This window comes from Actinoplanes campanulatus (assembly GCF_014647795.1).
Lineage (GTDB): Bacteria > Actinomycetota > Actinomycetes > Mycobacteriales > Micromonosporaceae > Actinoplanes > Actinoplanes campanulatus.
Genome location: NZ_BMPW01000006.1, coordinates 25,517 through 50,307, shown reverse-complemented (window position 1 = coordinate 50,307; position 24,791 = coordinate 25,517). Strand labels below are relative to the sequence as shown.

Annotated in this window: 20 protein-coding genes, 1 tRNA gene and 1 riboswitch; of the genes, 9 read left to right on the top strand and 12 right to left on the bottom strand. The window is 71.8% G+C overall.

Going from position 1 to position 24,791, the window contains the following annotated elements; all coding sequences use genetic code 11:
• Window positions 1–4 precede the first annotated feature (4 nt).
• Window positions 5–144, bottom strand: a riboswitch (SAM riboswitch).
• Window positions 145–607: 463 nt separating this feature from the next.
• From IEZ13_RS13005 to IEZ13_RS12995, 3 genes are all read right to left on the bottom strand, one after another.
• The gene (locus tag IEZ13_RS13005; protein WP_183222420.1) at window positions 608–1,477 is read right to left on the bottom strand and encodes an ABC transporter permease; all 870 of its coding nucleotides are present in this window, start codon (window positions 1,475–1,477) and stop codon (window positions 608–610) included.
• A 73-nt stretch (window positions 1,478–1,550) separates the two neighbouring features.
• Entirely contained in the window at window positions 1,551–4,295 is a 2,745-nt protein-coding gene (locus tag IEZ13_RS13000) for an alpha/beta fold hydrolase (RefSeq protein WP_183222419.1), read from the bottom strand.
• A gap of 58 nt (window positions 4,296–4,353) precedes the next feature.
• Window positions 4,354–4,938, bottom strand: a complete 585-nt coding sequence (locus IEZ13_RS12995) for a hypothetical protein (protein ID WP_183222418.1) — start codon at window positions 4,936–4,938, stop codon at window positions 4,354–4,356.
• A 39-nt stretch (window positions 4,939–4,977) separates the two neighbouring features.
• On the opposite strand from IEZ13_RS12995, the gene IEZ13_RS12990 reads away from it, so the two are divergent.
• Entirely contained in the window at window positions 4,978–7,215 is a 2,238-nt protein-coding gene (locus IEZ13_RS12990) for an AAA family ATPase (protein WP_183222417.1), read from the top strand.
• Here the strand turns inward: IEZ13_RS12990 and IEZ13_RS12985 are convergent.
• Together IEZ13_RS12985 and IEZ13_RS12980 are read right to left on the bottom strand one after the other, a co-directional pair.
• The gene (locus IEZ13_RS12985) at window positions 7,212–7,475 is read right to left on the bottom strand and encodes a DUF3263 domain-containing protein (RefSeq protein ID WP_229794655.1); all 264 of its coding nucleotides are present in this window, start codon (window positions 7,473–7,475) and stop codon (window positions 7,212–7,214) included. The genes IEZ13_RS12990 and IEZ13_RS12985 overlap by 4 nt on opposite strands.
• Window positions 7,476–7,615: 140 nt before the next feature.
• Entirely contained in the window at window positions 7,616–8,401 is a 786-nt protein-coding gene (locus tag IEZ13_RS12980; RefSeq protein WP_183222415.1) for a DeoR/GlpR family DNA-binding transcription regulator, read from the bottom strand.
• 190 nt (window positions 8,402–8,591) lie between these two features.
• Between IEZ13_RS12980 and IEZ13_RS12975 the strand changes: the two genes are divergently transcribed.
• From IEZ13_RS12975 to nagA, 3 genes are read left to right on the top strand one after another with little or no spacing between them, the layout of a single operon-like run.
• Window positions 8,592–9,515, top strand: coding sequence for an SIS domain-containing protein (locus IEZ13_RS12975; RefSeq protein ID WP_183222414.1), 924 nt, complete (start codon window positions 8,592–8,594; stop codon window positions 9,513–9,515).
• Complete coding sequence (locus tag IEZ13_RS12970; RefSeq protein ID WP_183222413.1) at window positions 9,512–10,438, top strand: ROK family protein; 927 nt, start codon at window positions 9,512–9,514, stop codon at window positions 10,436–10,438. Before IEZ13_RS12975 ends, IEZ13_RS12970 begins: the two co-directional genes overlap by 4 nt.
• Window positions 10,435–11,529 carry an N-acetylglucosamine-6-phosphate deacetylase gene (gene nagA, locus IEZ13_RS12965; RefSeq protein ID WP_183222412.1) on the top strand — a complete coding sequence of 365 codons (1,095 nt, stop codon included), beginning with the start codon at window positions 10,435–10,437 and terminating at the stop codon, window positions 11,527–11,529. The genes IEZ13_RS12970 and nagA overlap by 4 nt, the downstream gene beginning before the upstream one ends.
• Here nagA and IEZ13_RS12960 read toward each other — a convergent pair.
• Together IEZ13_RS12960 and IEZ13_RS12955 are read right to left on the bottom strand one after the other, a co-directional pair.
• Entirely contained in the window at window positions 11,455–12,180 is a 726-nt protein-coding gene (locus tag IEZ13_RS12960) for a phosphatase PAP2 family protein (protein WP_183222411.1), read from the bottom strand. The genes nagA and IEZ13_RS12960 overlap by 75 nt on opposite strands.
• A gap of 9 nt (window positions 12,181–12,189) precedes the next feature.
• Window positions 12,190–13,197 (bottom strand): trypsin-like serine peptidase, encoded by a 1,008-nt coding sequence (locus IEZ13_RS12955; protein WP_229794654.1) that lies wholly within the window; start codon window positions 13,195–13,197, stop codon window positions 12,190–12,192.
• A gap of 423 nt (window positions 13,198–13,620) precedes the next feature.
• Here IEZ13_RS12955 and IEZ13_RS12950 point away from each other — a divergent pair, with 423 nt between their 5' ends.
• On the top strand, window positions 13,621–14,841 hold the full coding sequence (locus IEZ13_RS12950; RefSeq protein ID WP_183222409.1) for a DUF4032 domain-containing protein: 1,221 nt from the start codon (window positions 13,621–13,623) through the stop codon (window positions 14,839–14,841).
• Here IEZ13_RS12950 and IEZ13_RS12945 read toward each other — a convergent pair.
• Window positions 14,821–16,584: an NAD-binding protein gene (locus tag IEZ13_RS12945; protein ID WP_229794653.1), complete on the bottom strand. Its 1,764-nt coding sequence runs from the start codon at window positions 16,582–16,584 to the stop codon at window positions 14,821–14,823. The two genes, IEZ13_RS12950 and IEZ13_RS12945, sit on opposite strands and share 21 nt — an antisense overlap.
• Before the next feature lie 123 nt (window positions 16,585–16,707).
• Between IEZ13_RS12945 and IEZ13_RS12940 the strand changes: the two genes are divergently transcribed.
• A complete protein-coding gene (locus IEZ13_RS12940; protein ID WP_183222408.1) occupies window positions 16,708–17,643 on the top strand; it encodes a hypothetical protein in 936 nt (311 codons plus the stop codon).
• Between the two features lie 58 nt (window positions 17,644–17,701).
• Here the strand turns inward: IEZ13_RS12940 and IEZ13_RS12935 are convergent, their stop codons facing one another.
• Window positions 17,702–18,121 (bottom strand): GNAT family N-acetyltransferase, encoded by a 420-nt coding sequence (locus tag IEZ13_RS12935; protein ID WP_183222407.1) that lies wholly within the window; start codon window positions 18,119–18,121, stop codon window positions 17,702–17,704.
• A 102-nt stretch (window positions 18,122–18,223) separates the two neighbouring features.
• Here IEZ13_RS12935 and IEZ13_RS12930 point away from each other — a divergent pair, with 102 nt between their 5' ends.
• Window positions 18,224–19,744, top strand: a complete 1,521-nt coding sequence (locus IEZ13_RS12930) for an outer membrane protein assembly factor BamB family protein (RefSeq protein WP_183222406.1) — start codon at window positions 18,224–18,226, stop codon at window positions 19,742–19,744.
• A gap of 52 nt (window positions 19,745–19,796) precedes the next feature.
• On the opposite strand, the gene IEZ13_RS12925 is transcribed toward IEZ13_RS12930, so the two are convergent.
• Window positions 19,797–20,885: an ABC transporter ATP-binding protein gene (locus tag IEZ13_RS12925; protein ID WP_183222405.1), complete on the bottom strand. Its 1,089-nt coding sequence runs from the start codon at window positions 20,883–20,885 to the stop codon at window positions 19,797–19,799.
• Between the two features lie 138 nt (window positions 20,886–21,023).
• Here IEZ13_RS12925 and IEZ13_RS12920 point away from each other — a divergent pair.
• Together IEZ13_RS12920 and IEZ13_RS12915 are read left to right on the top strand one after the other, a co-directional pair.
• Window positions 21,024–21,097: transfer RNA gene (locus IEZ13_RS12920), tRNA-Thr, on the top strand.
• A 28-nt stretch (window positions 21,098–21,125) separates the two neighbouring features.
• The gene (locus IEZ13_RS12915) at window positions 21,126–22,232 is read left to right on the top strand and encodes a PQQ-like beta-propeller repeat protein (protein WP_183222404.1); all 1,107 of its coding nucleotides are present in this window, start codon (window positions 21,126–21,128) and stop codon (window positions 22,230–22,232) included.
• 6 nt (window positions 22,233–22,238) lie between these two features.
• On the opposite strand, the gene rlmB is transcribed toward IEZ13_RS12915, so the two are convergent.
• Window positions 22,239–23,366 (bottom strand): 23S rRNA (guanosine(2251)-2'-O)-methyltransferase RlmB, encoded by a 1,128-nt coding sequence (gene rlmB / locus IEZ13_RS12910; RefSeq protein WP_183222403.1) that lies wholly within the window; start codon window positions 23,364–23,366, stop codon window positions 22,239–22,241.
• Entirely contained in the window at window positions 23,366–24,781 is a 1,416-nt protein-coding gene (cysS, locus tag IEZ13_RS12905; protein WP_183222402.1) for a cysteine--tRNA ligase, read from the bottom strand. Before cysS ends, rlmB begins: the two co-directional genes overlap by 1 nt.
• Window positions 24,782–24,791: the final 10 nt, after the last annotated feature.

Genomic DNA, 24,791 nt, shown 5'->3' with positions numbered 1-24,791 from the left:
TTTCCTCTCATCTTTCCCCGCGGCGACCTGCCGGAACGGGGACGGAATTAGCACCTGCCACGTCGCTGCCTCGTCATCGAGAGTCATGCGCGGTGGTTGCCGGGGCTTCGTCGGGCCGTATCCCTCTGCCCCTCTGGATGAGGTATTCAGTTGTTTCCAACACCTTACGACGAGATCCCGCCAACACCACACGGAGTTCCCGAGGTGTGAGCCACCTCCTTCCGCGGCCACCCTGCCTCGGTCGCCCCCACCTCCAAGATCAAAACCTCGAGGTCGCAGCGGGGTGGTGGGTACAGACCGCTGCTCCCGCCGAGGGCCCGGCTGGCCTCGCTGGCCGCTGGCGCGTCCAGAACGCGAGCCCCACCGTGCGACGTGCGTGAGCGGTTGCGCCCAACCCTGCCCCCACCGCCACCCCACCACACGCACGGGCCTGCGCGTGCGACCACCAGCCCTATGACAGCGGTGGGCGCACACGAAGCTGCCTCGTGTGGCGGGCGGAGCCCGCCGCCCGGCTCTCATGAGCGGGCGGCGGGGGACGGCCTGGAGGAGCGCCTGGAGTAGCCGCCGCGGGTCACGGGACCCGGCACTTCCGTACGAGAAAAGGGGTTTAGGAAGTTATGTCTTTTCGGGTGAAGCGGTAGAAGGCAATCCCCCAGAACAGCGTGGCGTAGACGACCGCGGAGATCGCGCCCTTGGCCAGGTCCTCGGTCTGGACGGGGGTGGAGAGCAGGCCCATCCAGGCGTCCGTGTAGTGGGTGGGCAGGGCGTTGCGGATGCTGCCGAGGGCCTCGATCTGGTCCAGGATGCTGGACAGGATCCACAGGAGCACGGCGCCGCCGACCGCGCCCAGAGCCGCGTCGGTCAGCACCGAGAGCAGGAAGGCCAGGCCGGCCACCACCAGCAGGGTGGTCGCCAGATAGGCGAGGATGCCGAGCAGCCGGAGCACACCCTCGGCCGGCGGGATCTCCGCGGCGATCGTGCTGCCCAGCGGGGACCAGCCGTAACGCAGCGTCCCGATCAGCAGCCCGGTGCCGGTGAGCAGCAGCAACGCGACGAGCGAGTAGGCGGCCGCGACGGTCAGCTTGACGCCGAGCAACCGGGCCCGCGGGACCGGAACGGCCAGCAGATAGCGCAGGCTGCCCCAGCTCGCCTCGCTGGCCACCGTGTCGCCGAAGAACAGCGCCACCACCACGACCAGCAGGAACCCGGCCGAGACCGCCAGCCCGAAGAGGGCGAAGTTCAGACCGCCGGAGGTGGCCAGGTCGGCCATGCTGCTGAACGCGCCGCCACCGTCGCCGTCCTCGTCCGGGCCGCCCCCGCCGCCGAACTCGAAGGCGGCCAGGATGATCAGCGGCAGCAGCACCATGAAGCCGAGCGCCAGCTGGGTGCGCCGGCGGGACGCCTGGCGGCGCACCTCGGCCCAGATCGGCAGGGTGCGCGACGGCCGGTAACCGGTCGCGGCCTCCAACGAGCTCATCGTGCCACCTCCGCTGCGCTCCGGCGTCCCGACGAGCTTTCAACTGTGCCCATGGATTCGCTCGCAAGCTCGCTCATCGGTCTCCACTTCCTCGCGAGTTGTCGCCGACCAGGGACAGGAACGCGTCCTCCAGGCGGCGGCGCGGCACCAGCCGCTCCACCCCGATGCCGGCGCCGACCAGCGACGCGACGATCTCCGAGCGGGCCGTCCCGTTCATGTCGACGATCAGGCCGTTCGCGCCCTCCGTCTTGACCGAGTGCACGCCCAGGTCCTCGAGGATCCGGGTGGCGGCCGGCACGTCGGAGACCTCCAACTGCACCGACGGCGACTCGCCGACGATGTCACCGACCGGGCCGGACGCCACGATCCGGCCCTTGTTGACGACGACCGCGTGGGTGCAGGTCTGCTCCACCTCGGCGAGCAGGTGGCTGGAGACGAGCACGGCCCGGCCGTCGGTGGCGTACCGCTGGAGGACGCGGCGCATCTCGGCGATCTGCGGCGGGTCGAGCCCGTCCGTCGGCTCGTCGAGCACCAGCAGCTCGGGCAGCCCGAGCATGGCCTGCGCGATGGCGAGCCGCTGCCGCATGCCGTGGCTGTACTTGCGGGTCTTGCGGTGCACCGAGTCGCCCAGTCCGGCGATCTCCAGCGCCTCCTCGAACCGGGCGTCCTCCCACGGCCGGCCGGTGGCCTGCCAGTACGCCTGGAGGTTCTGGTAACCGCTCAGATGCGGCAGGAAACCGGGGCCCTCGACCAGCGCGCCCACCCGGGACAGGATCGGCGCGCCCGGGACCAGCCGGTGCCCGAAGACGAAGATCTCGCCCTCGGTCGGCTGGGTGAGGCCCATCAGCACCCGCAGCGTGGTGGTCTTGCCGGCGCCGTTCGGGCCGAGCAGGCCGACGACCTGCCCGCGCTCCACGGTGAAGCCGATCTCCTGGACCGCCACGAAGCCGTCCCCGTACGCCTTGCGCAGCCCGCGCACCACGAGCGGGGTGCCGGCGTGCTCGGCGACCACCGCCACGTCCCGCCGCCGGTGCCGGATCCGGCTCACCACGAGCAGCAGGACCAGGCCGAGCAGGATGGCCGCGACCACACCGGCCAGGACGATCCACCACAGGCTGCCGGGATCGGCGATCGGTTTGCCGGTCAGCGTCGGCAGGGTCAGCTCCGGCTCCACCGCGACGGTGTAGGTGGCGGGCTGGGCGGGAGTGAGGAACGCCTGGTCGGAGGTGGCGACGGTGACGCGTACGGTATGGCCCGCCTCGATCTGCCGGACGATCGCCGGCAGCGTGACGGTGACCGGTTGCGCCTGGGCGATGTCGGCCGGCAGGCCGGTGAGCCGGACCGGCGCGACCAGGCCGGCGCTGAGCGTGGCCGTGCCGTTGGCGTCCATGTCGTAGAGCTTCACGAAGACGACCGCCTCGCCGGTCGGCGACGCGACCCGCAGCCGGACCGTGGGCGAGCCGGCCACGTCGGCGGCCGCGGTGAGCGGCGCCGAGTCGAACATCGCGTGCTGACCGGCCACGTCCAGGGCCACGTTGCCGCTGAGCAGCGAGCTGAGCCGGCCGGTGAGGCCGGGCATCGAGGAGATGGCGCCGGGGTTGCCGTTCGGCGGGTTGGCGATCGGCTGCGCCGATCCGGTGAGGGTCACCCGGGTGCTTCCGGTTCCGGCCAATCCGGGGTACGCGTCCGCGGAGTAGCCGTTGGTGACCAGCCCGCGGTCGAGCGCGCTGAACCCGGCCACCCTGGACCAGGTGAAGTCGTCGCCGGGCGCCTCGCCCTCGCCCTTGAGGTAGTGGTTGAGCCACTGCACCGTCAGGTACTTGAGCCGGTCGGAGTCGGAGGTGGGCCCCTCGCCGCCGTCGTGGCCGCCGGTGAACCAGGCCACCCGGACCGGGGTGCCGGCCGCCGCGATGCCCTTCGCGTTGGCGTCCGCCTCGGAGAGCGGGAAGAGCGTGTCGACCGCGCCCTGGATCAGCAGCGTCGGCGCCTTGATCTTGTCGAGGACCGTGGCCGGGCTGGACTTCCGCAGCAGGGCCAGGGTGTTCTCGTCCGGGATGCCGCTGGTGGCCATCTGGAGGTAGGCGGCGCAGACGTCCTTCGCGAACCGGCCGCACGCGGGATCCTGCGGCTCCTGCCGCTGCGGTGGGCCGCCCCTTTCCACAGAGGCCGTCCCGTTGCCGAAGAAGTAGCCGGCCCAGCTCTTCTTGAAGACGCCGGCCGCGCCGGTGTCCGCCGACTGCGGGACCAGGGCGGTGCCCAGGTCGTTCCAGGTGATCGACGGGACGATCGCGTCGACCCGGCCGTCCTGGCCGGCGAGCAGCAGGGCGAGGGCCCCGCCGTACGAGCCGCCGACCACCGCGACCTTCGGGTCCCCGGCGCCGTCGGTGGTCACCTCGGGCCGGGTGGCCAGCCAGTCGAGCAGCCGCTGAGCGTCCTTGACCTCGTGGTCCGGGCTGTCCAGGTGGATCTCGCCGGTGCTGCGGCCGAACCCGCGGGCGGTGTAGGCCAGCACGGCGTAGCCCTGCCCGGCGAGCGCCTCGGCGTCGCTGCGGACGGTGTCCTTGGAGCCGCCGAAACCGTGCGCCAGCAGGACCGCGGGCACATCGGCGTCCCGGTCGGCCGGCAGGTAGAAGCGGGCGTCCAGTTCGACGCCGTCACCGGCCAGCCGGAGATCCTCGGTCGTCCAGGCGTCCGGCGCGGGGCGGACGGCCCAGACGGCCACGGCGGCGAGCACCACGAGGGCGGCCACCGCCGGGACGACCCGGCGCCGGTTGAGCCGGGGAAGCGCGCGGCGCAACCCGGTGGTCAGGGCAGACATGGCGCACACGCTAGTAGGAGACCCCTGAGGTGGGGCTGAGGGTTCTCTGGGAAAACTCTCAGCATCCCCGGGTGCCGGCGAAGACCTCCTCGACGGTGGTGGTCACGCCGGCGGTCACGGCGGTCGCCGTACCGGCGGTGAACTCGACGAGCATGGCGTTGGCGCCGTCCACGACGAGCCAGCCGGTGACACCGCCCGCGCCGGTGACCGAGCGGCCGGCCGGGTACGCGGCCCGCACCTCGGCGAGGGTGGACCCGATCGGGACGGTATCGGCGGTGGGACTGGTGAGCCGTACCCGGACCAGTTCGCCGCCCCAGAAGTCGACCTCCGGCGTACCGGGGAAGTCGCTCGCGCTGCCGCAGCCGTCCGATGACAGCTCGGCGACCAGCCCGGCGTCGGTGACCTCCTGCTGGGTCATGCCGATCCGGAACGGGCCGTACCCGGCGGGGCTCATCTCCATCCGGCCGGTGGGGGTGGGTGCCGGCGGGGGCGGGCCGAAGCTGTCCGGCGGCATGTCCAGGGTGGTCCCGGGCGAGGTGGCCGGGGACGCCGGGGGTGGTGCCGACGGCGTGGGCGGGTCGTCGGTGCACCCGGACAGCACGGCCAGCGCCACCGTCAGGACGACAAGCGGTCTACGCCTCATCAATGGACTACCCCTCGGCGGATAGCGTGGACGAACCAGATGGCCCCAGACATTCCATCGGAGGCACGCGCGGTGGCTGATGATCTCACGCTGACGGTGACCCTGCGCCCCGCTGCGCTGGATGCGCGGCGTGGAGTGGTGCGGTTGCATCCGGAGGTGATGGCAGGGCTGGACCTGCGTACCGGTGATCCGGTGCGCCTCACCGGCAAGCGGACCACCGCCTGCCTCGTCGCCAGGGCCGAGGCGGCTTCCGGCGGAGGCCTGCTGTACGCCGACGATCTGATCCTGGGCAACCTCCGGATGCGGGACGGCGGCGAGGTGACCGTCACCCCGATCCCGGTGGTGCACGCCGACCGGGTGACCCTGTCCGGGCCGCCGGAGGTGGTCGCCGCGGTTTCCCCGGAGATGCTGCGCCTGGCCCTGCTCGGCAAGGTGGTCAGCGCCGGCGACGACGTCTCGCTGCTGCCGCAGGACGTGGTGCCGGAGGCCGGGAACCGTCCGCATCTCGAAGCCGCCCGGCGCAGCCTGGCCAACCGGGTCGGCTACGGCTGGACCAGTGCCCTGCTGCGGGTGACGGCGGTGGCCGGCGCGGATGCCTCCCTGGTCACCATGAAGACCGTGGTCACCTGGCAGGACGGCCCGGGCACCGCTTCGGCCGGTCCGGCCGCGCCGATCAGCGCCGGGACGCCCGCACCGGCCGTCCCGGCGGCGCCTCCGCCGAACCTGGACGACCTGCCCGGCCTCCGCACCCAGGCCAAGGAGTTGGAGGAGCTGCTCGACCTGGGCTTCCACCACCGGGAGGTGCTGACCCGGTTGGGCACCCGGGTGACACTCGGTGTCCTGATCTCCGGACCCGCCGGGTCGGGCAAGTCCACGCTGGTCCGGGCGGTCGGCGGCGCGGTCGGCGCGAAGGTGCGCACGGTGTGGGCGCCGGAGCTGGCCGCGCTCACCAACAACGCGGCGGCGGCCCGGCTGCGTGAGCTGGCCGCCGAGGTGCGGACGGACAGCCCCGCCATGCTGCTGTTCGTCGACGTGGAGGCGCTGGCCCCGCGCGAGGAGCCGGGACCGATCTCCACGATCTTCCGGCAGGTCCTGGCCGAGACCGTGGCGCAGGGGACGGCGGTGGTCTGCACCACCAGCAAGCCCGAGTCGGTCGATCCGGTCCTGCGCGCCCCGGACCTGCTGGCCGTCCAGTTGACCGTGCCGCTGCCGGACTCGGCCATGCGGCGGGAGCAGCTGGGCGTCCTGACCCGGGGGATGCCGCTGGCCGAGGACGTGCGGTTGGACGAGGTCGCCGGGCGCACCCCCGGTTTCGTGGCCGCCGACCTGGGCGCGCTGACCCGGGAGGCCGGGGTCCGCGCCGCGCTGCGGCAGAAGGACGCCGAGTCGCCGACCGTGGCGATGGCCGACTTCGAGGCCGCGCTCGACGTGGTCCGGCCCACCTCGATGGCCGAGTCCACCCTGGAGGTGGCGGCCGTGACCCTCGACGACGTCGGGGACATGGTCGAGGTGAAGCAGGTGCTCACCGAGTCGGTGCTGTGGCCGCTGACCTACCCGGACACGTTCGCCCGGCTCGGTGTCTCGCCGCCGCGCGGGGTGCTGCTCTACGGGCCGCCCGGGTGCGGGAAGACGTACCTGGTCAAGGCGATCGCCGGGACCGGGAAGGCGAACGTGCTGTCGGTGAAGGGCGCCGAGCTGCTCAGCAAGTGGGTGGGCGACAGCGAGCGGGCGGTGCGGGAGCTGTTCCGCCGGGCCCGGGAGGCGGCGCCGACCCTGGTCTTCCTGGACGAGGTGGACGCGCTGGCGCCGGCCCGCGGTCAGGGCAGCGACGGCGGGGTCACCGACCGGGTGGTGGCGGCCCTGCTGACCGAACTGGACGGTGTCGAGGACCTGCGCAACGTCGTGGTGATCGGGGCCACCAACCGGCCCGACCTGATCGACCCGGCGCTGCTGCGGCCCGGCCGGCTGGAGCGCCTGGTCTACGTGCCGCCGCCGGACGCCGCGGCGCGGGCCGCGATCCTGCGGGCCTCGGCCAGGGCGGTGCCGCTGGACGACGCGGTCGATCTGGACGAGCTGGGCGCGGAGCTGGAGGGTTTCTCGGCGGCCGACTGTTCGGCGCTGATCCGGGAGTCGGCGCTGGCCGCGATGCGCGACTCCCTGGAGGCGTCCACGGTCACCGCCGGCAACGTGGCCACGGCCCGCGCCCGGGTGCGGGCCTCACTGGACCCGGATCAGGTGGCCTGGCTCGCCAACTACGCCGAGAGCCGCCAGGCCTAGCGGCGGCGGCCGCGGGCCCGGGCCGAGCGGAGCCGGCGCAGCCGTCCGACCAGGACCGGGTCGTGCTCGAGAGCGGCCGGGTTGTCGAGCAGGCCGTTGAGGATCTGGTAGTAGCGGGTCGAGGAGAGGCCGAAGGTGTCCCGGATGGCCTGCTCCTTGGCGCCCGCGTGTTTCCACCACTGGCCCTCGAAGGCGAGGATCTCCAGCTCCCGATCAGTGAGAGCGGGCTGCTCCCCGGTCGGTTCGGCGGCGGGCTGCATGGCGCTCCCAGACGGCATCGGTGACCACGGATTTCACGAGGGATCCTCAGCATAGGTCGGACCGAAGATCCCCGCAGACGCTACCTCAAGCGACCAAACGACTACGCAACGTCCGATCCGCTGACACCCATAGGCGGCTTTCAGGCGGTGATGACGTCGACGCCCGCCTCCCGGAAGGCGGCCAGCACCGACGGCGGGGCGCCGGAGTCGGTGACCAGGGTCTCGACCTTGGTGATCGGGCAGATCCGGGCGAAGGCATGGCCACCCAGCTTGGACGAGTCGGCGATCACGACGACCCGCTTGGCTCGGGCCACCATGAGGCTGTTCATCGACGCCTCCCCCTCGTGGTGGGAGGCGGCGCCCAGCTCGACGTCCAGGGCGTCGACGCCGAGCAGCACGATGTCCAGGGTGACCTCCCGCAGGAGGGCGCCGCCCAGGGGGCCGACCACCTCGAAGGACTGCGGACGGACCACACCGCCGGCCACGACGATCTTCATGCGCGAGCGGAGCAGCAGCTCGTTGGCGATGTTCAGGGCATTGGTGACCACGGTGAGCTGGGAACCCTCACCGCCGGCGTTGAGGTCGGGCCGGACCGCCAGCGCCCGGGCCACCTCGGTGATCGTGGTGCCGCCGTTGAGGCCGACCACCGTTCCGGGAGTGACGAGACGGGCCGCGGCCTCGCCGATACGCTGTTTCTCGGCGGAGTGCTTGGCGCTCTTGTAACGCAGCGGCAGGTCGTAGGAGACACCGTTGGCGACCGCACCGCCCCGGGTTCGAGTGATCATCTGCTGCTGGGCGAGCTGGTCGAAGTCACGCCGGATGGTGGCCTGGGAGACGTCGAGACGCTCGGAGGCCTCTTCGACGGTTACCCGGCCGCTCTCCGTGAGTAATTCGAGCAGGGCATTCCACCGCGCGTACCGGTCCACCCACCACTCCCCGATGCACGTTCCATGATAAGTGTGTGCACATTAGTGCGCGAAAGCCCTGGAAGCAAAGACATTCGTTGCGCGAAGGACCTTAGGCGCTTGCCCCGACGACGGCCTCGTGAGCACAATAACGCGCGAAAGTCCCGGGAACCGAGCGCTAATGCGCAGCATCAACCGGTGAGGAACAGACATGAGCCATGTCAAAGCGGAAATCGCCACACAACCGGAGTGCTGGCGGCAGGCGGCGAAACTAGCCGGGGCGCCGGGGCTGCCCCGCCGTGACGAGCGGGTCGCCGTCGTCGGGTGCGGAACCTCGTGGTTCATGGCCAAGTCGTACGCGGTTCTGCGGGAACAGGCCGGCCACGGCGAGACCGACGCGTTCCAGGCGTCCGATTTCCCGTACGGCCGCCACTACGACCGTCTCGTGGCGATCACCCGCTCCGGCACCACGACCGAGACCCTCGACGTGATGCGCACTGTCGGTGAGCGCACCCCGGTGACCGTTTTCACCGCCGACGCCGCGCAGCCGGCCGCGGAGATCGCGAACGAGACCGTGGTCCTCGACTTCGCCGACGAGAAGTCGGTGGTGCAGACCCGCTTCGCCACCAGTGTGCTGGCCGTCCTACGGGCGCACCTGGGCCACGACATCGAGACGGCCGCCTCGGACGCCGAGGTCGCGATCCGCCTCCCGCTCCCGGTGCACCCGGCCCTCTTCGACCAGATCACCTTCCTGGGCCGGGGCTGGACCGTCGGACTGGCCGAGGAGGCCGCCCTCAAGTGCCGGGAGACCGCCGGCTTCTGGACCGAGTCGTACCCGGCCATGGACTACCGGCACGGGCCGATCGCGATCGCCGGGCCGCGCCGGGTGGTGTGGGCGTTCGGTGACGTGCCGGAGGGCCTCGCCGGGGAGGTCGAGGCCACCGGCGCCGCCTTCGTGCACAGCCGCCACCACGGCGGGTACGGCTCGATCGGCCGCTGGGTCGGCGGCCGGGCCCCGCTGGACCCGATGGCCGACCTGATCCTGGCCCAGCGGGTGGCCCTGGCGCTGGCCACCACCCAGGGCCTCGACCCGGACAACCCTCCCAACCTCACCCGTTCCGTAGTCCTGGCGTGAACGACAGCGTCGTAGTCGCCCTGGACGTGGGCGGCACCGGGATGAAGTGCGCCCTGGTCCGGCCAGACGGCACGGTCCACCACGAGGAGCGGCACCCGACCCGGGCCGAGCGCGGCCCGGAGGCGGTCACCGAGACGATCCTGGGCGTGGCCGGGGCGCTGGCCGGGAAGGCCCGCGCCGACGGGCTCACCCCGGTCGCGACCGGCATCGCGGTGCCCGGCGTGGTCGACGAGCACAACGGCGTCGCGGTCTGGTCGGCGAATGTGGGCTTCCGGGACGTACCGCTGAGGGATCTGGCCGTGCAACGGCTGGGGATGCCCGCGGCGCTCGGCCACGACGTGCGGGTGGGCGCTCTCGCCGAGGCGCGCCTCGGCGCCGGGCGCGGGCGGCGGCACGTGCTGTTCGTGGCGATCGGCACCGGCATCGCCGGCGGCCTGGTGATCGACGGCGCCGGCTACCCGGGAGCGCACGGCGCGGCCGGCGAGCTGGGGCACGTCGTGGTCCGGCCGGGCGGCACCCCCTGCGGCTGCGGGCTGCGCGGCTGCCTGGAGGCCGAGGCGTCGGCCAAGGCGGTCGGGCGACGGTACGCGGAACTGTCCGGCGAACCCACCGCCACCGCCTTCGACGTCGCCACCCGGGCGGCCCGCGGCGAGGAACTGGCCCGCCGGGTGTGGCAGGACGCCGTGGAAGCCCTGGCGGATGGCCTGATCACCGCTCAGGCGCTCTACGACGTCGGCATCGTCGTCCTGGGCGGCGGGCTGGCCGAGGCCGGTGACGAGTTGCTCGACCCGGTCCGCGCCGCGGTCGCCCAGCGGGTCACCTTCCACCGCTCCCCCGAGATCGTCCGCGCCGAACTCGGCGACGCCGCCGGCTGCCTGGGTTCCGCCCTGCTGGCCCTCGACTCACTGAAAGAGACACCGTGACCCGCATCTCCGGCCGGATCGTCACCCCCGGCGCGGTCGTCCCCGGCCATCTCGACCTGGACGGCGAGGCGATCGCGGCGATCGTCCCGGACGACGCGGTGGGCGACGACGTGATCGTGCCCGGCTTCGTGGACCTGCACTGTCACGGCGGCGGTGGGCACACGTTCACCACCGGTGACGCGGGGGCGGCCCGCAAGGCGGCCGCCTTCCACCTGGGACACGGCACCACCACGATCCTGGCCAGCCTGGTCAGCTCGCCGTTCGAGCTGATGCGGTCGGCCACGGTCGACTACCGGCCGCTGGTCGCCGAGGGGGTGCTCGCCGGGATCCACTTCGAGGGGCCGTACCTGTCGCACGCCCGCTGCGGGGCGCAGAACCCGGCTTTCCTGCGGGATCCGTCACTGTCCGAGATCGCCGAGCTGATCGAGGTGGGCGACGGCGCGGTACGCATGATGACCGTCGCCCCGGAACTGCCCGGCGCGTGCGAGGCGATCGGCCTGCTGCGGTCGTCCGGTGTCCTCGCGGCGATCGGGCACACCGACGCCACGTACGACCAGACGCACGCCGGAGTGGCCGCCGGCGCGACCGTCGCCACCCACCTGTTCAACGGGATGCGGCCGCCGCACCACCGCGAGCCGGGCCCGGTGGTCGGTCTGCTCTCCTCGACCACGGCGTGCGAGCTGATCGCCGACAACATCCACCTGCACCCGGGGATGCTGGCGTTCGCGGCCCGCAGCGCCGGCCCCGAACGGGCCGTGCTGGTCACCGACGCGATGGACGCCACCGGCATGCCGGACGGCCGGTACGAGCTGGGCGGCCAGGAGGTCCTGGTCGCCGACCGGGTGGCCCGGCTGGCCCACAACGGCTCGATCGCCGGCAGCACCCTGACCATGGACGTGGCGCTGCGCAACGCGGTGGCCGCCGGCCTGCCGCTGGTGGACGCCGCCGCGATGGCCGCCACCACCCCGGCCCGGCTGCTCGGCCTGTCCGAGACGCTGGGCGCCCTGGTCCCGGGCCTACGCGCCGACCTGGTGGTCCTCTCCGCCGACCTGACGCCGCGCCGGGTGATGCGCTCCGGCGCCTGGATCTGACCGGAGTCCCCACGGGATCCGGCCCAGCAGGCGGACCAGGACGAAGCCCAGGAAGAGCGCCGCGATCGAGTCGGTGAGCCAGTGGAACCCGGTGTAGACCGTGGTCACGAAGACGATCACGACCGGGGCCACCCGCAGCAGCAACCACTCCCGCCGGGACAGGTCCCGCTTCATCAGAACGGTCAGGAGCAGGGCGATCACCCCGAACCAGACCAGCGTGTTGGCGACGTGCCCGGACGGGTAGCTCATCGCCTTGTCGCCGGCCGCGCTCGGGTTGAACAGCATCACCGCGTCCGGGCCGGTGAAGCGAGGGGCGGCCCGGTCGAAGAAGATCTTCGCCGGGCCGATGGTGCAGTAGGTGAGCGCGAAGGTGACCACGAACGGCAACAGGGCACGGACCGATCGGGTACGCCAGAACAGCACCCCGGTCAGGATCAGCGTGACCGGCATCAGCACCTGACCACCCTGGCCCAGGTAGTTGAACACGCGTGCGGTCCAGTACACCGGCGCGGGCTGGTGGGCGAACGCCCAGTCGGCCACCCACTGGTCCAGGTCCAGCAGGTGACCGCGGACCAGCGCCAGGGTCAGCGCGGCGAACGCCACCAGCGCCGCCACCTCGGGCCACCAGGTCTTACCGATCTTCTCGCTCACCTCTACAAACTAGAGGTACGTGCGCAACCTCCCGGCCAGCAGATCGCCCCGCACGCCGGAGTTCGGGCAGCCGCCGAAGTGGTGCAGCGCCACCACCCGGTTGGTGGCGCGGGAGATGACCGGGCTGCCGGACGAGCCGCCGGCCGTGTCGCAGAAGTACGAGACGTCCGAATGTGCCGCGTACCCGGTGTAGTCGGGATTGTCGACCTCGCAGTTGCCGACCGCCTCGCCCTTGGTGCCGGCAATCTTGGCAGGCTCACCGGACGGATGCTGTGGCACGTACAGCTCCTGGCCCTTGCCGGGCCGGACGGTGTCCAGGGTGAGGTAGCCGAACTTCTCGATCGACGGGAAGCCGTCGACCGTGAAGAGCGTGTAGTCGTACGTCTTGTCGGTGGCGAGCACCTGATCGCCCCACACCTTGGTCGGCTTGAACACGTCGTAGCCGCCGCACTTGGCGCACTGGTAGTTGAACCAGACCTCGGTGTCGTACGCCTCCCCGGACGTGGTGAGGCAGTGGTTGTTGGTGATCATGCGGTTCTTGGGGCCGACCCGCCAGCCGGTGCACAGCTCGGTGCCGTTGATCAGCAGCCGGGCGGTCGCCTTCGACTTGGTGTAGGCCACCGGGTCCTTCGACTCGTAGCAGACCGCGTCGCTGGAGGTGTCGGTGCCGCAGACCGACTCCTCCCGGCCCGGCCGTGCGGGCGCCGGGCGGGAGTCGCCGCGGGCCACCCGGTCGATGCCGATCCCGAGGTCACCGGTGATGTCACGGAGCCCGAGCGGGTTGATCTCCCGGTGCACCTCGACGACCGCGGTGTCCCCGGTGATCGACATGGCCCAGCGGCCGTCCGGGTCGCTCTCGTCGTACCGGTAGGACTCGGTGCGCTCCGGGTTCGACACGGTCACGTAGTCGCCGGGCAGCATGGTCAGGCGGTCGAAGTGCACCTTGACGTAGGAGGCGCCGGGATAGGCGAACTCCTCCCGCTTCGGGCCGCCCACGTTGCCGATCAGGCGGTCCACCCGGAGCAGTTCGCCGATTCGCTGACGGCCGGCGGACCGGGCGGTGGTCGATTCCAGGCGGCGGGCGCCAGCCGAAGCGGAAGATGAAACGTCCGGTTTAACCCCAAACGAATTGTCCGGTTTAATACCGTGAGTCGCTGTTGTCGGTGTAACCTGTGGAATAGCCCGCCTCCCCACCGCGGCCGGGGTGCGTTCGACCGCGGAGGGCCGGGCCGCGGAGAGCCGGGGTTCGGACGGCCGCTCGCCGGCGCCCGCGGACACGACCGACCCGGCCGTGCCGATCAGGGCCAGCGCGGTGCACGTCCCGATGACGATTCCAGTCCTACGTCGCATGCCACTCCCGTACGTCGTCGGCGGTTTCGCACCTGTGTAACGAGCCACGTGCAAGCACGACGCGCCGCGCGACCCGGCACACTTGTGATCGTGCGCATCACCTCCGCCCTCATCGACCCCGCGCTGCTGGATCTGCCGTGGCACATTCCGCTCGAGGACTGGCCGGCCGATCACCTGGTCGCGCTGCCACAGGGCATCTCGCGGCACATCGTCCGGTTCGTGAAGCTGAACGGCGTGGTCTACGCCATGAAGGAGACCCGGGAACGAATCGCCGAGAAGGAGTACGACCTGCTCCGCGCCCTGGAGCGGATCGACTTCCCGGCCGTGCAGGCGGTCGCCATCGCCACCGACCGGCAGACCTTGGAGGGCGAGCCGCTGGAGACAGTGCTGGTCACCCGGCATCTCCAGTTCTCGCTGCCGTACCGTGCGCTGTTCTCCCGGGTGCTGCGGCCGGACACCATGAACCGCCTGCTCGACGCGCTGGCCGCCCTCGTCGTGCGGATGCACCTGACCGGCTTCTCCTGGGGTGACTGCTCGCTGTCCAACACGCTGTTCCGGCGGGACGCGGGGGCCTTCGCCGCCTACCTGGTGGACGCCGAGACCGGCAATCTGTACCCGAAACTGTCCGAGGGGCAGCGCAGCGAGGACATCGAGATCCTCCGGCTCAACATCTTCGGCGAGTGCCTCGACCTGGAGGCCGCCGAGCTGCTGCACGAGTCGATCGACCCGGAGAAGGTGGTCGACGACATCGTGGCGCGCTACGAGCGGTTGTGGCACGAGGTGACGTACGAGCAGGAGGTGTCGAAGGACTCCCGGCACCACATCGAGCGGCGCATCCGGCGGCTCAACGAGATGGGCTTCGACGTCGCCGAGGTATCCATGTCCACGTCGGACGACGGCGGCTATCTGGTCCGCCCCAAGGTCGTCGACGCCGGCTACCACACCCGGCGGCTGATGCGCCTGACCGGCCTGGACGCCGAGGAGAACCAGGCCCGTCAGCTGCTCAACGACCTGGACGCCTACCGGGCGGAGAGCCACCTCACCGACGAGCAGCAGGCCGCGCACCGCTGGCTCACCGAGGTGTTCGAGCCGGTGGTCCGCGCGGTCCCCGCCCACCTGCGCCGCAAACTGGAGCCGCAGGAGATCTTCTCGCAGATCATCCAGCACAAGTGGCTGCTCTCCGAGAAGGCCGGGCGGGACGTCGGCATGGGCCCGGCGGTGCAGGGCTACCTGACCGACGTGCTGGTCAACAAGCCGGACGAGCAGGCCGTGCTGGGTGTCGAGGCGGACTCACTGAGCGGCACCCTGTAGCGGCGGGCCGGCCAGCTCGGCGAGCGCACGCAGCCCGCCCCGGCGGGCCACCACCAGGATCTCGTCGCCCTCGGCCAGCACCCGGCGCCGGTCCGGCACCCAGTCGACCCAGCCCTGGCCGGCCGCCGACATGCCGATCACCCGCGCCTCACCGGGATGGTCGGCATGGTCCAGCGGGGCGCCGTCCAGAAGGGACCCGCCCGACACGGTCACCGTCGCGACCATCACGGCGTGCCGGTCGACCGGGATGGTCGCGTGCACGTCCCGTTCCAGCAGCGCGGCCGCGAAGACCGGGGCGCACAGCCGGGAGACGCTGCGGGACGTGTTGATCTGGAAGGCCGACTCGACCCGCTGCGCGAAGTCGTCGTCGAAGAGCCGCAGCACCACCCGCAGGTCCGGCCGGGCCGACCGGGACTGCAACGCGGCCTGGAGGTTCACCACGTCGTCGGTGGAGAGCACGACCAGGGCCCGGCACGTGTCGATCGAGGCGGCCCGCAGCGTGGCCTCGGCGGACGCGTCGCCCACGATCACCGGCACCCCGCGCCGCTGCGCGCTCTTCGCACCCCGGGGGTCGGCGGTGCGGTCGATCGCGACCACCCGGACCCCCAGGTCGGCGAGCTGGCGCAGCACCTGCGTGCCGACGTTGCCGAGCCCGACCAGGACGATGTGGTCCCGCAGCTGCCCGGCCACCCGGCCCTGGGCCAGCGCGAGCCGGGCGTTGACCATGCCGTCGACCACGGCCGCGGTGATCAGCGGGATCAGCGCGAGCCCGGCGATGGTCAGCACGAGCTGCGCGGCCTGCGCCACCGGATTGCGATCGACCTCCACATCGGATGATCCGACCGCGGTCAGCAGGGTCACGTAGACCGACTCCCACAGCCCGTGCCCGCCCTTGTCGAAATTGGCCAGGACCAGACCGGCCACCACCGTGGTGGCCAGCGTGATCAGGACCGCGATGCCGAGCTTGCGGCTGAGCGCGGCGCGCAGCACCCGGCCGACGGCACGCAGCGGGCGACGGCGGCGACCGGCCCGGGTGAGCAGGCGGCGGGTCACGTCCTCCCCGGCCGGGCGGCCGAGCGCCTCGGCCAGCACCAGGTCTCCCGGCCGCGCCGAACCGGGCGGCGGGTCCTCCGGCAGGACGCTCACCTCACCCCGGTCGCCGGCGGTGGTCAGGGTGAGGATCACCTGTCGCTCCGCGACGTCCTCCCGGTGAGCGACATAGAGGGTACGCCCGGAGTGCCGGAAATGTGTCGGAGCCACCTCGCCCAGCGCCGCCGCCACGAAGGCCGGCGCGGCCATCTCGGCGTCGGACAGCACCGCGCAGTCCGGGAAGAGCCGGAGCACGCTGTGCCCCAGCTCCCGGTTGAACATCCGCACGACGACCCGCAGGTCCTCCTCGACCTCGCGGGCGCACAGCGCGGCGTGCAGGTTGACCATGTCGTCCGGCATGACCAGGGCGAGCCCGGTGGCGCCGGTGAGCCCGGCCTCGCGGAAGGTCCGCTCGTCCAGCCGGTCGGCCTTGTGCCACTCCACCCCGCGGTCGGCGAGCGAGGCGAGGTCGGGGACGTCGGCCCGGATCCGGTGCGGCGTGACCACCGTGATCCGGATCCGGTGCCGGGAGTTGGCGAGTTCCTCGGCCAGGGTGAAGACCAGCGCGTCCGCGCCGCACAGCACCAGGTGGGGGCGCGTGTCCTCATCGGACTCCGGATGCTTGTGGATCTTTATCGGCGGCACGGCACTCACGTTCACGAATCGTAGTCAGCCGGAACCTGCCCGCGGGGCCGGTCGTTGCCCCATCCGACACCTTATGTCCGAGTTGGTGGGTATCGACCGAACCCATCGTCCGATGTGGCCAGGAGAAGATCAGTGCGCAAGTTGTGGTGTGCCGGCGCCCTCGCCGGTGGAATCCTGCTCGGGGCGACCCCCGCGTGGGCCGACGACACTCTCGCCCCCGCAGCCGACGCCGGCGCCGCCCCGGCGATCGGACAGGATCCCGCGGCCGGTCTCGGAGCCGCCCGGACCTCACTGCGTAACGCCCTCGGCTACGCGCTGGACCCCACCAACGCCTGGCGGTTCGCCGCCGACCCGCTCAGCGGCCAGCCCCTGGTTCAGGTGGAGCCCGGCACGGCCCGTGTCGCGCCCGCCCTCGAGGACCACCCGGACGGCCGCAGGAACGCCAAGAACGCCAGGAGTGGCCGGCGGCTCCTGCCCGCCGCGGACGTCATCCGCGGCACCGTGCCGGCGGCGACCCGGCGGTACAGCGGCTCCCCGTCCTCGAGCCTCCCGATTCCGGTGACCCTCAGCGGGCTCCTGTCCCAGAACTTCCCCTCGATCGGCGGGCTCGGCCCCGCCGGGGTGTCGCCGTCCGCGCCGCCCCCGAACACCAGGGTCCGTAGGCCCGCCCCCGACGAGCGCCCGTTCGCGCCGCGCCTGGAGCACGACAAGGCCGACTACTCGCTGCTCGGCGGCCTGGCCGGCGCGAACCCGGTGAGGATGCTCGACCGCGACATCACCGACCTCCCCCACGACGTGGCCGGCCTGCCCCTCGGCGGCGAGCTGACCGAACCGAACCCGGCCGACAAGAAGGCCGGCGTCTCGAAGGTCGGCGTCTCGAAGGCCGGTGACCCGAAGGCGGACGACCCGAAGTCCGCCCCCGAGGCCCCCGGCGCCGGATCCGAGCCGGCCGCCGGATCGAACGAGGCGCCCAGCCGCCCGAAGGCGATCCCCGGCGACCCGGCCATCGACGACCCCCGCCTGCACGAGGAGCCGGTCGACGGCTTCGTCGACCGCGGCACCGACTAGACGTCACTCCAGCGAGAGCGCGCGCCGCCAACGTCCAGCGGCGCGCGCTCTCGCGCCTTCAGTCCTGATTCAGATCCCAGCTGAGCAGGGTGAACGTCATCTCCTCGAGCGCACCGGCCCGGCGGTAGGTGGCCAGGGCCGCCTTGTTGTCGTTCTCGGTGGCCACCCACATGCCGTAGCAACCCCGGTCGCGGGCCAGTCCGGCCAGCGCGTCGACGAGCGCCGCGCCGATCCCCTGGAGGCGGGCCACCGGCGCCACCCCGAGCTCGTAGACGAGCATCTCGGTGCCCTTGTCCGGATGGGTGGTCTCGACCCCGGTGATCATGCCGACCGGCCGGTCGGCGTCGTCGTAGGCCAGCAGCAGGTGGTGAGTGGGGTCGGTGAGGAAGCGGCGGGTGGCGGCCTCGATCGGCGGCGCGTCGAAGAGATCGGCCGCGCGATGGACCTCGGCCTCGGCGGTGACCCGTTCGATGCGCATGCCGCCACGATAACCAGCCGGCCGAAAGGTCGACAGGATGGTCATCGATGGTCGACTCGGTAGCATGACGGGCCGACGGGGGTGACCGAGAAGGGCGGGGACATGGCGGGTCCGGGGGACGAGGATCGACCGACGGCTCCGGAGATCGAGTACTCCGATCCGGTCGACCCGTGGGCGACCGCCGAGGCCGCCGCGATCGCCGCCGGTGGACAGCCGGGCGGTTACACGCCACACCCGTACCCCGGCGGCACCTGGACCATCCCGGGCGCGGTCGAGGCGACCGCGGAGGAGGAACCGGCGTGGAAGCGGCGGCGCACCTGGCTGTGGGCCGGTGGCGCGACGGTCGTCGTGGCCACCGCCGCCACCGCCGCCGCGGTGATCCTCTGGCCGGGCGTGTCCCCGATCGACTTCGTCCCGCTGGCGGAACCCCGGCGGGTGACCCCGAGCGTGCCGGTCACCTCGGCGTTCGCCGACACCGAGGTGCTCGGGGACCGGGCCTATCTCGCGAGCGCCGACGACGACGGCACGCTGCGAGTGGTGGCCGCCGACACCACGGACGGGTCGAAGCTGTGGGAGAGCGACGGCGCCGGTCAGGCCACCACGTGGAAATCGATGCTCGCGCGGCCCGGCGTGGTGCTGCTCTACTCCGGTCCGGACTCGGCGACCAGCACGAGCCGGGTAGTGGCGCTCGACGCCGAGGACGGCAAGCGTCTCTGGGACAAGCGGATCGGCTCGTACGACGAGGTCCACCCCGGCTCGAAGACCGCGCTGTGGACGGACCGGGAGACGAAACGGCTCGTCGGGATCGGGCTGTCCGACGGTGCCGAGAAGTGGACGCAGGCCGACCCGGACTCGTCGGCGATCCACCCGGCCACGACGATCGAGGACCTCGCCGGTCCGGCGGGCACTGCCGGGCGGCCCTTCTCCCCCGACTTCACCGACGACGAACGGTTCGTCCAGATCGACGCCGACCAGACGGCCACGGTCCGCGACCTGAACACCGGGAAGGTCGTCGGCGACCCACTGCCCAGCGTCGCGTCGACCAGCGACGAGATCGTGGCGCACAACGGCCGGCTGTACGTACGGGGTTCCGCCGCCCCGCAGCGGATCCTCTCGTACGACCTGGGCCGGCTCGCCGAGAACCCGGTCATCGTGCACACCGCCCCGCCGAACTCCTCGCTCAGCAAGCTGGCCCCGTGCGGTGAGCGGCTCTGCTTCGTGCAGACCGAGAGCTACGACCGGACGAAGGACCGGGTCTTCGCGCTCGGCAAGGACGGCTGGTCGGAGCCGGTGGACGTGCCGGAGGTGGAGGCCCTGGTCCCGGTCGGCGACGCGGTGCTGGCGGTCGGCGACGAGACCACCACCCTGATCGACGCGTCCGGCCGGAAGAGCCAGACCGAGCAGGGCGTCACGGTACGCCTGGACGCCGGCAACATGCTGCGCTTCTCCGACACCCTGACCACCTCGGTGAGCGACCGGGCGGTCTGGGGCATCCCGCTCGGCGAGAGCGCCGTGCCATTGGGGCAGCTCGCGGACGTACGGTCGGCGAGCTGCTCCTGGAACACCTCGGTGATCGCCTGCGCCGCCGAGGAGGATTACGTCGTCTACCGGTTCACCGACTGACGGGAAAGGGCGGCTCCCCGAGGGGAACCGCCCTTCTCCGTGGATCCGTGCGTCAGATGCGGATGCCCGAGCCGGCGTTGAAGACGTGCAGCGCGTTGGTGTGCGGCTGGATGAAGACCGTCTCACCCATGTGCGGCATGTTGCGGCGCTCGGTCCGGACGACGAACCGCTCCGAGCCGTGGGCCAGGTCGGCGTGACCGTAGACGTTGGCGTCCGAGCCGAGGTCCTCGACCAGGTCGACCACGATCGGCAGCGCGCCGGCCGACTCGCCGACCACGTCGGCGGCCTCGGGACGGAAGCCGATGGTGACCTTGCCCTCGCCACCCTGCTGGGCCGCGGCGACCTGCTCGCGGGTCAGCGGGATGGACAGCGAGCCGAAGGTGGCGCCGGCCTCGGTCAGCGGAACGGTCTTGATGTTCATGGCCGGGGAGCCCATGAAGCCGGCGACGAAGACGTTGCCGGGGGTGTCGTAGAGCGCCCGCGGGGTGTCCACCTGCTGGAGCACGCCGTCCAGCATGACCGCGACCCGGTGACCCATGGTCATGGCCTCGACCTGGTCGTGGGTGACGTAGACGGTGGTGACGCCGAGCTTGGCCTGGAGCGTGGCGATCTGCGAACGGGTCTGGACGCGGAGCTTGGCGTCGAGGTTCGACAGCGGCTCGTCCATGAGGAACACCTGCGGCTGGCGCACGATGGCGCGGCCCATGGCGACACGCTGACGCTGACCACCGGAGAGCGCCTTCGGCTTACGCGACAGGTACTCCTCGAGCTGGAGCAGCGCGGCGGCCTCCTTGACGGCGCGGTCGATCTCCGCCTTCGGGGTCTTGCGCAGCTTCAGGGCGAACGCCATGTTCTCGTACACCGTCATGTGCGGGTAGAGCGCGTAGTTCTGGAACACCATCGCGATGTCACGGGACTTCGGCGGGAGGTGCGTGACGTCCCGGTCGTTGATGAGGATGCGGCCGCGGTCCACGTCCTCCAGGCCGGCGAGCATGCGCAGGCTGGTGGACTTGCCACAACCGGAGGGGCCGACCAGAACGAGGAACTCTCCGTCGCCGATCTCGAGGTTCAGCTCGTTGACGGCGGGGCGCTCGGTACCCGGGTAGATCCGGGAGGCCTTGTCATAGGTGACGGTAGCCATGGTGAATCGACTTCCTTTCCACCGGCAGGAACGTGCCGGACGATCCGAGTAGAAGGAACTGCGAGCGCCACCGTATTTGTTTTCTTGCGACCTGCCAAGATGGCGTTCGCATCACAGGACGTTATGCTGAGGCCGTTCGCCCCTGTAGCTCAGATGGCCAGAGCACCCGTCTTGTAAACGGGAGGTCGTCGGTTCGATCCCGACCGGGGGCTCTTTCGTTGATCTTGTATGAGTTCCGTCATGGTTGCCGCACTCGCTGCGGCACTGAGTCTGCCCAGCCCAGCCGCCTGGGCCACACCGCCTTCGGAGTGGTCCCAGACCGGGTACGGCCCAGGCGCCACCTACTACAACCCGCATGAGCGCCGGCTCACCCCGGCATCGGTGGACGACATCCGCCGTCGATGGGACATTCCCACGCACGCCGACCCGGAATGCGAGATCGGCCGGGAGCCGCTCGCCGGGGGCGGTCTCCTCTACACCAGCGATCCGGGCGGGGTCGGGGCGTACGACCCGGCCTCCGGGAAACGCCGCTGGCACGCCGACCTGCACGGCCGGGGCGTCACGCGGATAGCCATGTCGGACGGGATCCTGGCCGTTCTCAACTACGCCTGCACCGGCCAGCGCAACTTCCTGAACGCCTATCGCGCCTCGTCCGGGACCCGGCTCTGGGAGCTTCCCCTGGGCGCCCCCAGCCAGGACATGATCGTCGACCAGGGCGTGGTCGTGGTGGACGCCCGGCCGGATTTCGGCGCCGCCACCATCGCACACCGGCTGACCACCGGCGCCCGCCTGTGGAAACTCGGCGGAACCCGGGCCGACGGGCTGCTCTCGGCCGGCGGACGGCTGCTGCTGCGGACCGAGGGCGGGGGTTCCCGCGCCGTCTCGATCACCACGGGCGCGACCCTCTGGGAGACCAAGGAGAGCTGGTACGCCGTGGGCAGCGACCCGGCCGGCACCCGGTTCTACGTCTCCGGCAGCGACGTCGGCCTGACCGCGGTCGACGCCGCCGACGGCCGGAAGATCTGGGAGTCGGCCTGGCACCCGTCCGCGGTGACCGCCGACGAGCGGCACCTCTACTTCCCGCGGAACCACAGCATCTACTGCGTGGACGCCCGCAACGGCCGGAAGCTCTGGTCGGTGCCTCTGGACGACGCGGCCGGGCAGCCGGTCCGAGCCGGCGCGTTGCTCTACAGCCCGGCCGGCATCGGCGCGAAGCTGTCGATCGTCGAGGCGGAGACCGGCAAGCCGCGCAAGGGCGGCATGCCGAGCGACGAGAGCCACCCGCCGGTCGTCGCAGACGGCCGCCTCTTCCTCACGGATGGCAACCGCCTGCGCGCCTACTTCTAGCCGGACTCAGCCCTGGGATCGGCGGCGGCTCACCTCGGCGAGGGTCACGGCCGCCGCCACGCTGGCGTTGAGCGACTCCACGTCGGAGGCCATCGGGATGCTCACCCTCAGGTCACAGGTCTCGCCGACCAGGCGGGACAGACCGCGGCCCTCGGAGCCGACCACCACGAGCAGCGGCCCGACCGCGGCCTCCAACTGGTAGAGGTCGGTCTCGCCGTCCGCGTCCAGCCCGATGGCGGTGAAACCGGCCTTCTGGGCCGACTTGATCGCCCGGGTCAGGTTGACCACCTGCGACACCGGCACCCGTGCGGCCGCCCCGGCGCTGGTGCGCCAGGCGGTCGCGGTGATGCCGGCGGCCCGCCGCTCGGTCATGAAGACGCCGTGCCCACCGAAGGCGGCCACCGACCGGATCACGGCGCCCACGTTGCGCGGGTCGGTGATGCCGTCCAGGGCCACCAACAGCGGGGCGGTCTGCTCCAGCGCCGCGTTGACCAGGTCGTCGAAGTCCTCGTACGCGAACGGCGGCACCTGGAGCCCGACGCCCTGGTGCAGCACGCCGCCGGTCATCCGGTCCAGCTCGTTGCGGCTGATCTCCAGGATCGGGATGCCCCGGTCGCCGGAGGTCCGGACGATCTCGGTGACCCGCTCGTCGATGTCGATGCCCTGCGCCACGTACAGCGCGGTGGCGGGCACCAGGGCCCGCAGCGCCTCGACCACCGGGTTGCGGCCGAGCAGCAGCTCGGGACCTTCCTTGGTCGGGTTGGACCGGCGCCCCGGAGCGATCCGCGGCCCCCGCGGACCGCCGCCACGCACGCCGCCGCGGGACGACTGGGTCCGGGTGATCCCGGTCGCCCGGCCACCGCCGCGGCCCCAGGTGGTGTCCTTGGTGCCGGGGACGCCGACCTTGGGCGCCCGGCCCTCGGCGGCCGCTGCCCGGCGCTCCTTGTCCTGCTTACGGGCGGTCTTCTCGGGCAGCTTCTCGGTGCCCGAGTAGCCCTTGTGCCAGGGGCGCTCGTCGGCCGGCAGGGTCTTGCCCCGGCCCTTGAGCCCGGCGCGGTTCTTGCCGCCGGACCCCATGCTCGCCCCCTTCTTCGAGGTGGAGCGCTTGCTCGCATTGAACGAATTGCCGGCCATCAGTGCTGTTCTCCTACCGTCCAGCGCGGCCCGGTCGGAGTGTCCTCCACCTGAATACCCGCGTTCTTGAGCTGGTCCCGCACCGAGTCGGCGGCCGCCCAGTCCTTACGTGTGCGGGCCTGGGCCCGCTGTTCCAATGCCAGGGCGACCAGGGAGTCGACCACCGGCTTGAGATCGTTGCCGCCCTCGCCGCCACTCCAGGCGCCGTCGAACGGGTCGAGGCCGAGCACCCCGAGCATGGCCCGGACCGCGGTCAGCGCGCCGCGGATGGCCGGCTCGTCCCCGGCGGCCAGGGCGGTGTTGCCCTCCCGGATGGTGTCGTGCACGACGGCGAGCGCCGCCGAGGTGTTCAGGTCGTCGTTCATCGCGTCGGCGAAGGCCGGCGGCACCGCCTTGGGCCGCCCGTTGCCGACCACCTCGGCCGCGCGCTGCACGAAGCCCTCGATCCGCCGGTAGGCGACCGCGGCCTCGCGCAGCGCCTCGTCGGAGTAGTCGATCCGCGAGCGGTAGTGCGGGCTGCCCAGGTAGTAGCGCAGCTCGACCGGGCGGATGCCGGCCTCGGCCACCGAGTTCAGATCGATCACGTTGCCCAGCGACTTGCTCATCTTGGAGTCACCGAGGTTGAGCAGCGCGTGGTGCACCCAGTAGCGGGCGAAGCCGAGACCGGCCGCCTTGGACTGGGCCACCTCGTTCTCGTGGTGCGGGAAGGTGAGGTCGAGACCGCCGCCGTGGATGTCGAACTCGTCACCGAGGTAGCGCTGGGCCATGGCCGAGCACTCGATGTGCCAGCCGGGCCGGCCGCGGCCCCAGGGCGACGGCCAGTACGCGTCCTGCGGCTCGTCCGCCTTCACGCCCTTCCACAGGGCGAAGTCACGGTGGTCGCGCTTGTCGCGTACCGGGGCGTCGCCGGCGTCGCGCATGTCGTCCGGCCGCTGACCGGAGAGTGCGCCGTACTCGCGGTAGGAGAGCACGTCGAAGTAGACGTCGGCGCAGGCGCCACCACCCGGGTAGGCGTGTCCACGCTCGATCAGTGTCCCGATCAGATCGTGCATCTCGGTGATGTGCCCGGTGGCCAACGGCTCGTACGTCGGCGGCAGCACGTTGAGGGCGCGGTAGTCGCGCTCCAGCAGCAGCCGGTTCTCGTAGGCGATGGCCCACCACGGCCGCTCGTGCTCCAGCGACTTCTGGAGAATCTTGTCGTCCACGTCGGTGACGTTGCGGACGAAGGTGACCTCCAGCCCTTCGTGCAGCAGCCATCGCCGCAGCACGTCGTAGTTGACGGCGGAGCGCAGATGGCCGATGTGGGGCGAGGACTGCACGGTGACACCACACAGATAGATCCCCGCCTGACCGGGCGTCAACGGGACGAAGTCCCGGACCGATCGGGTCGCGGTGTCATACAAGCGCAGAGTCACCGTACAAGGG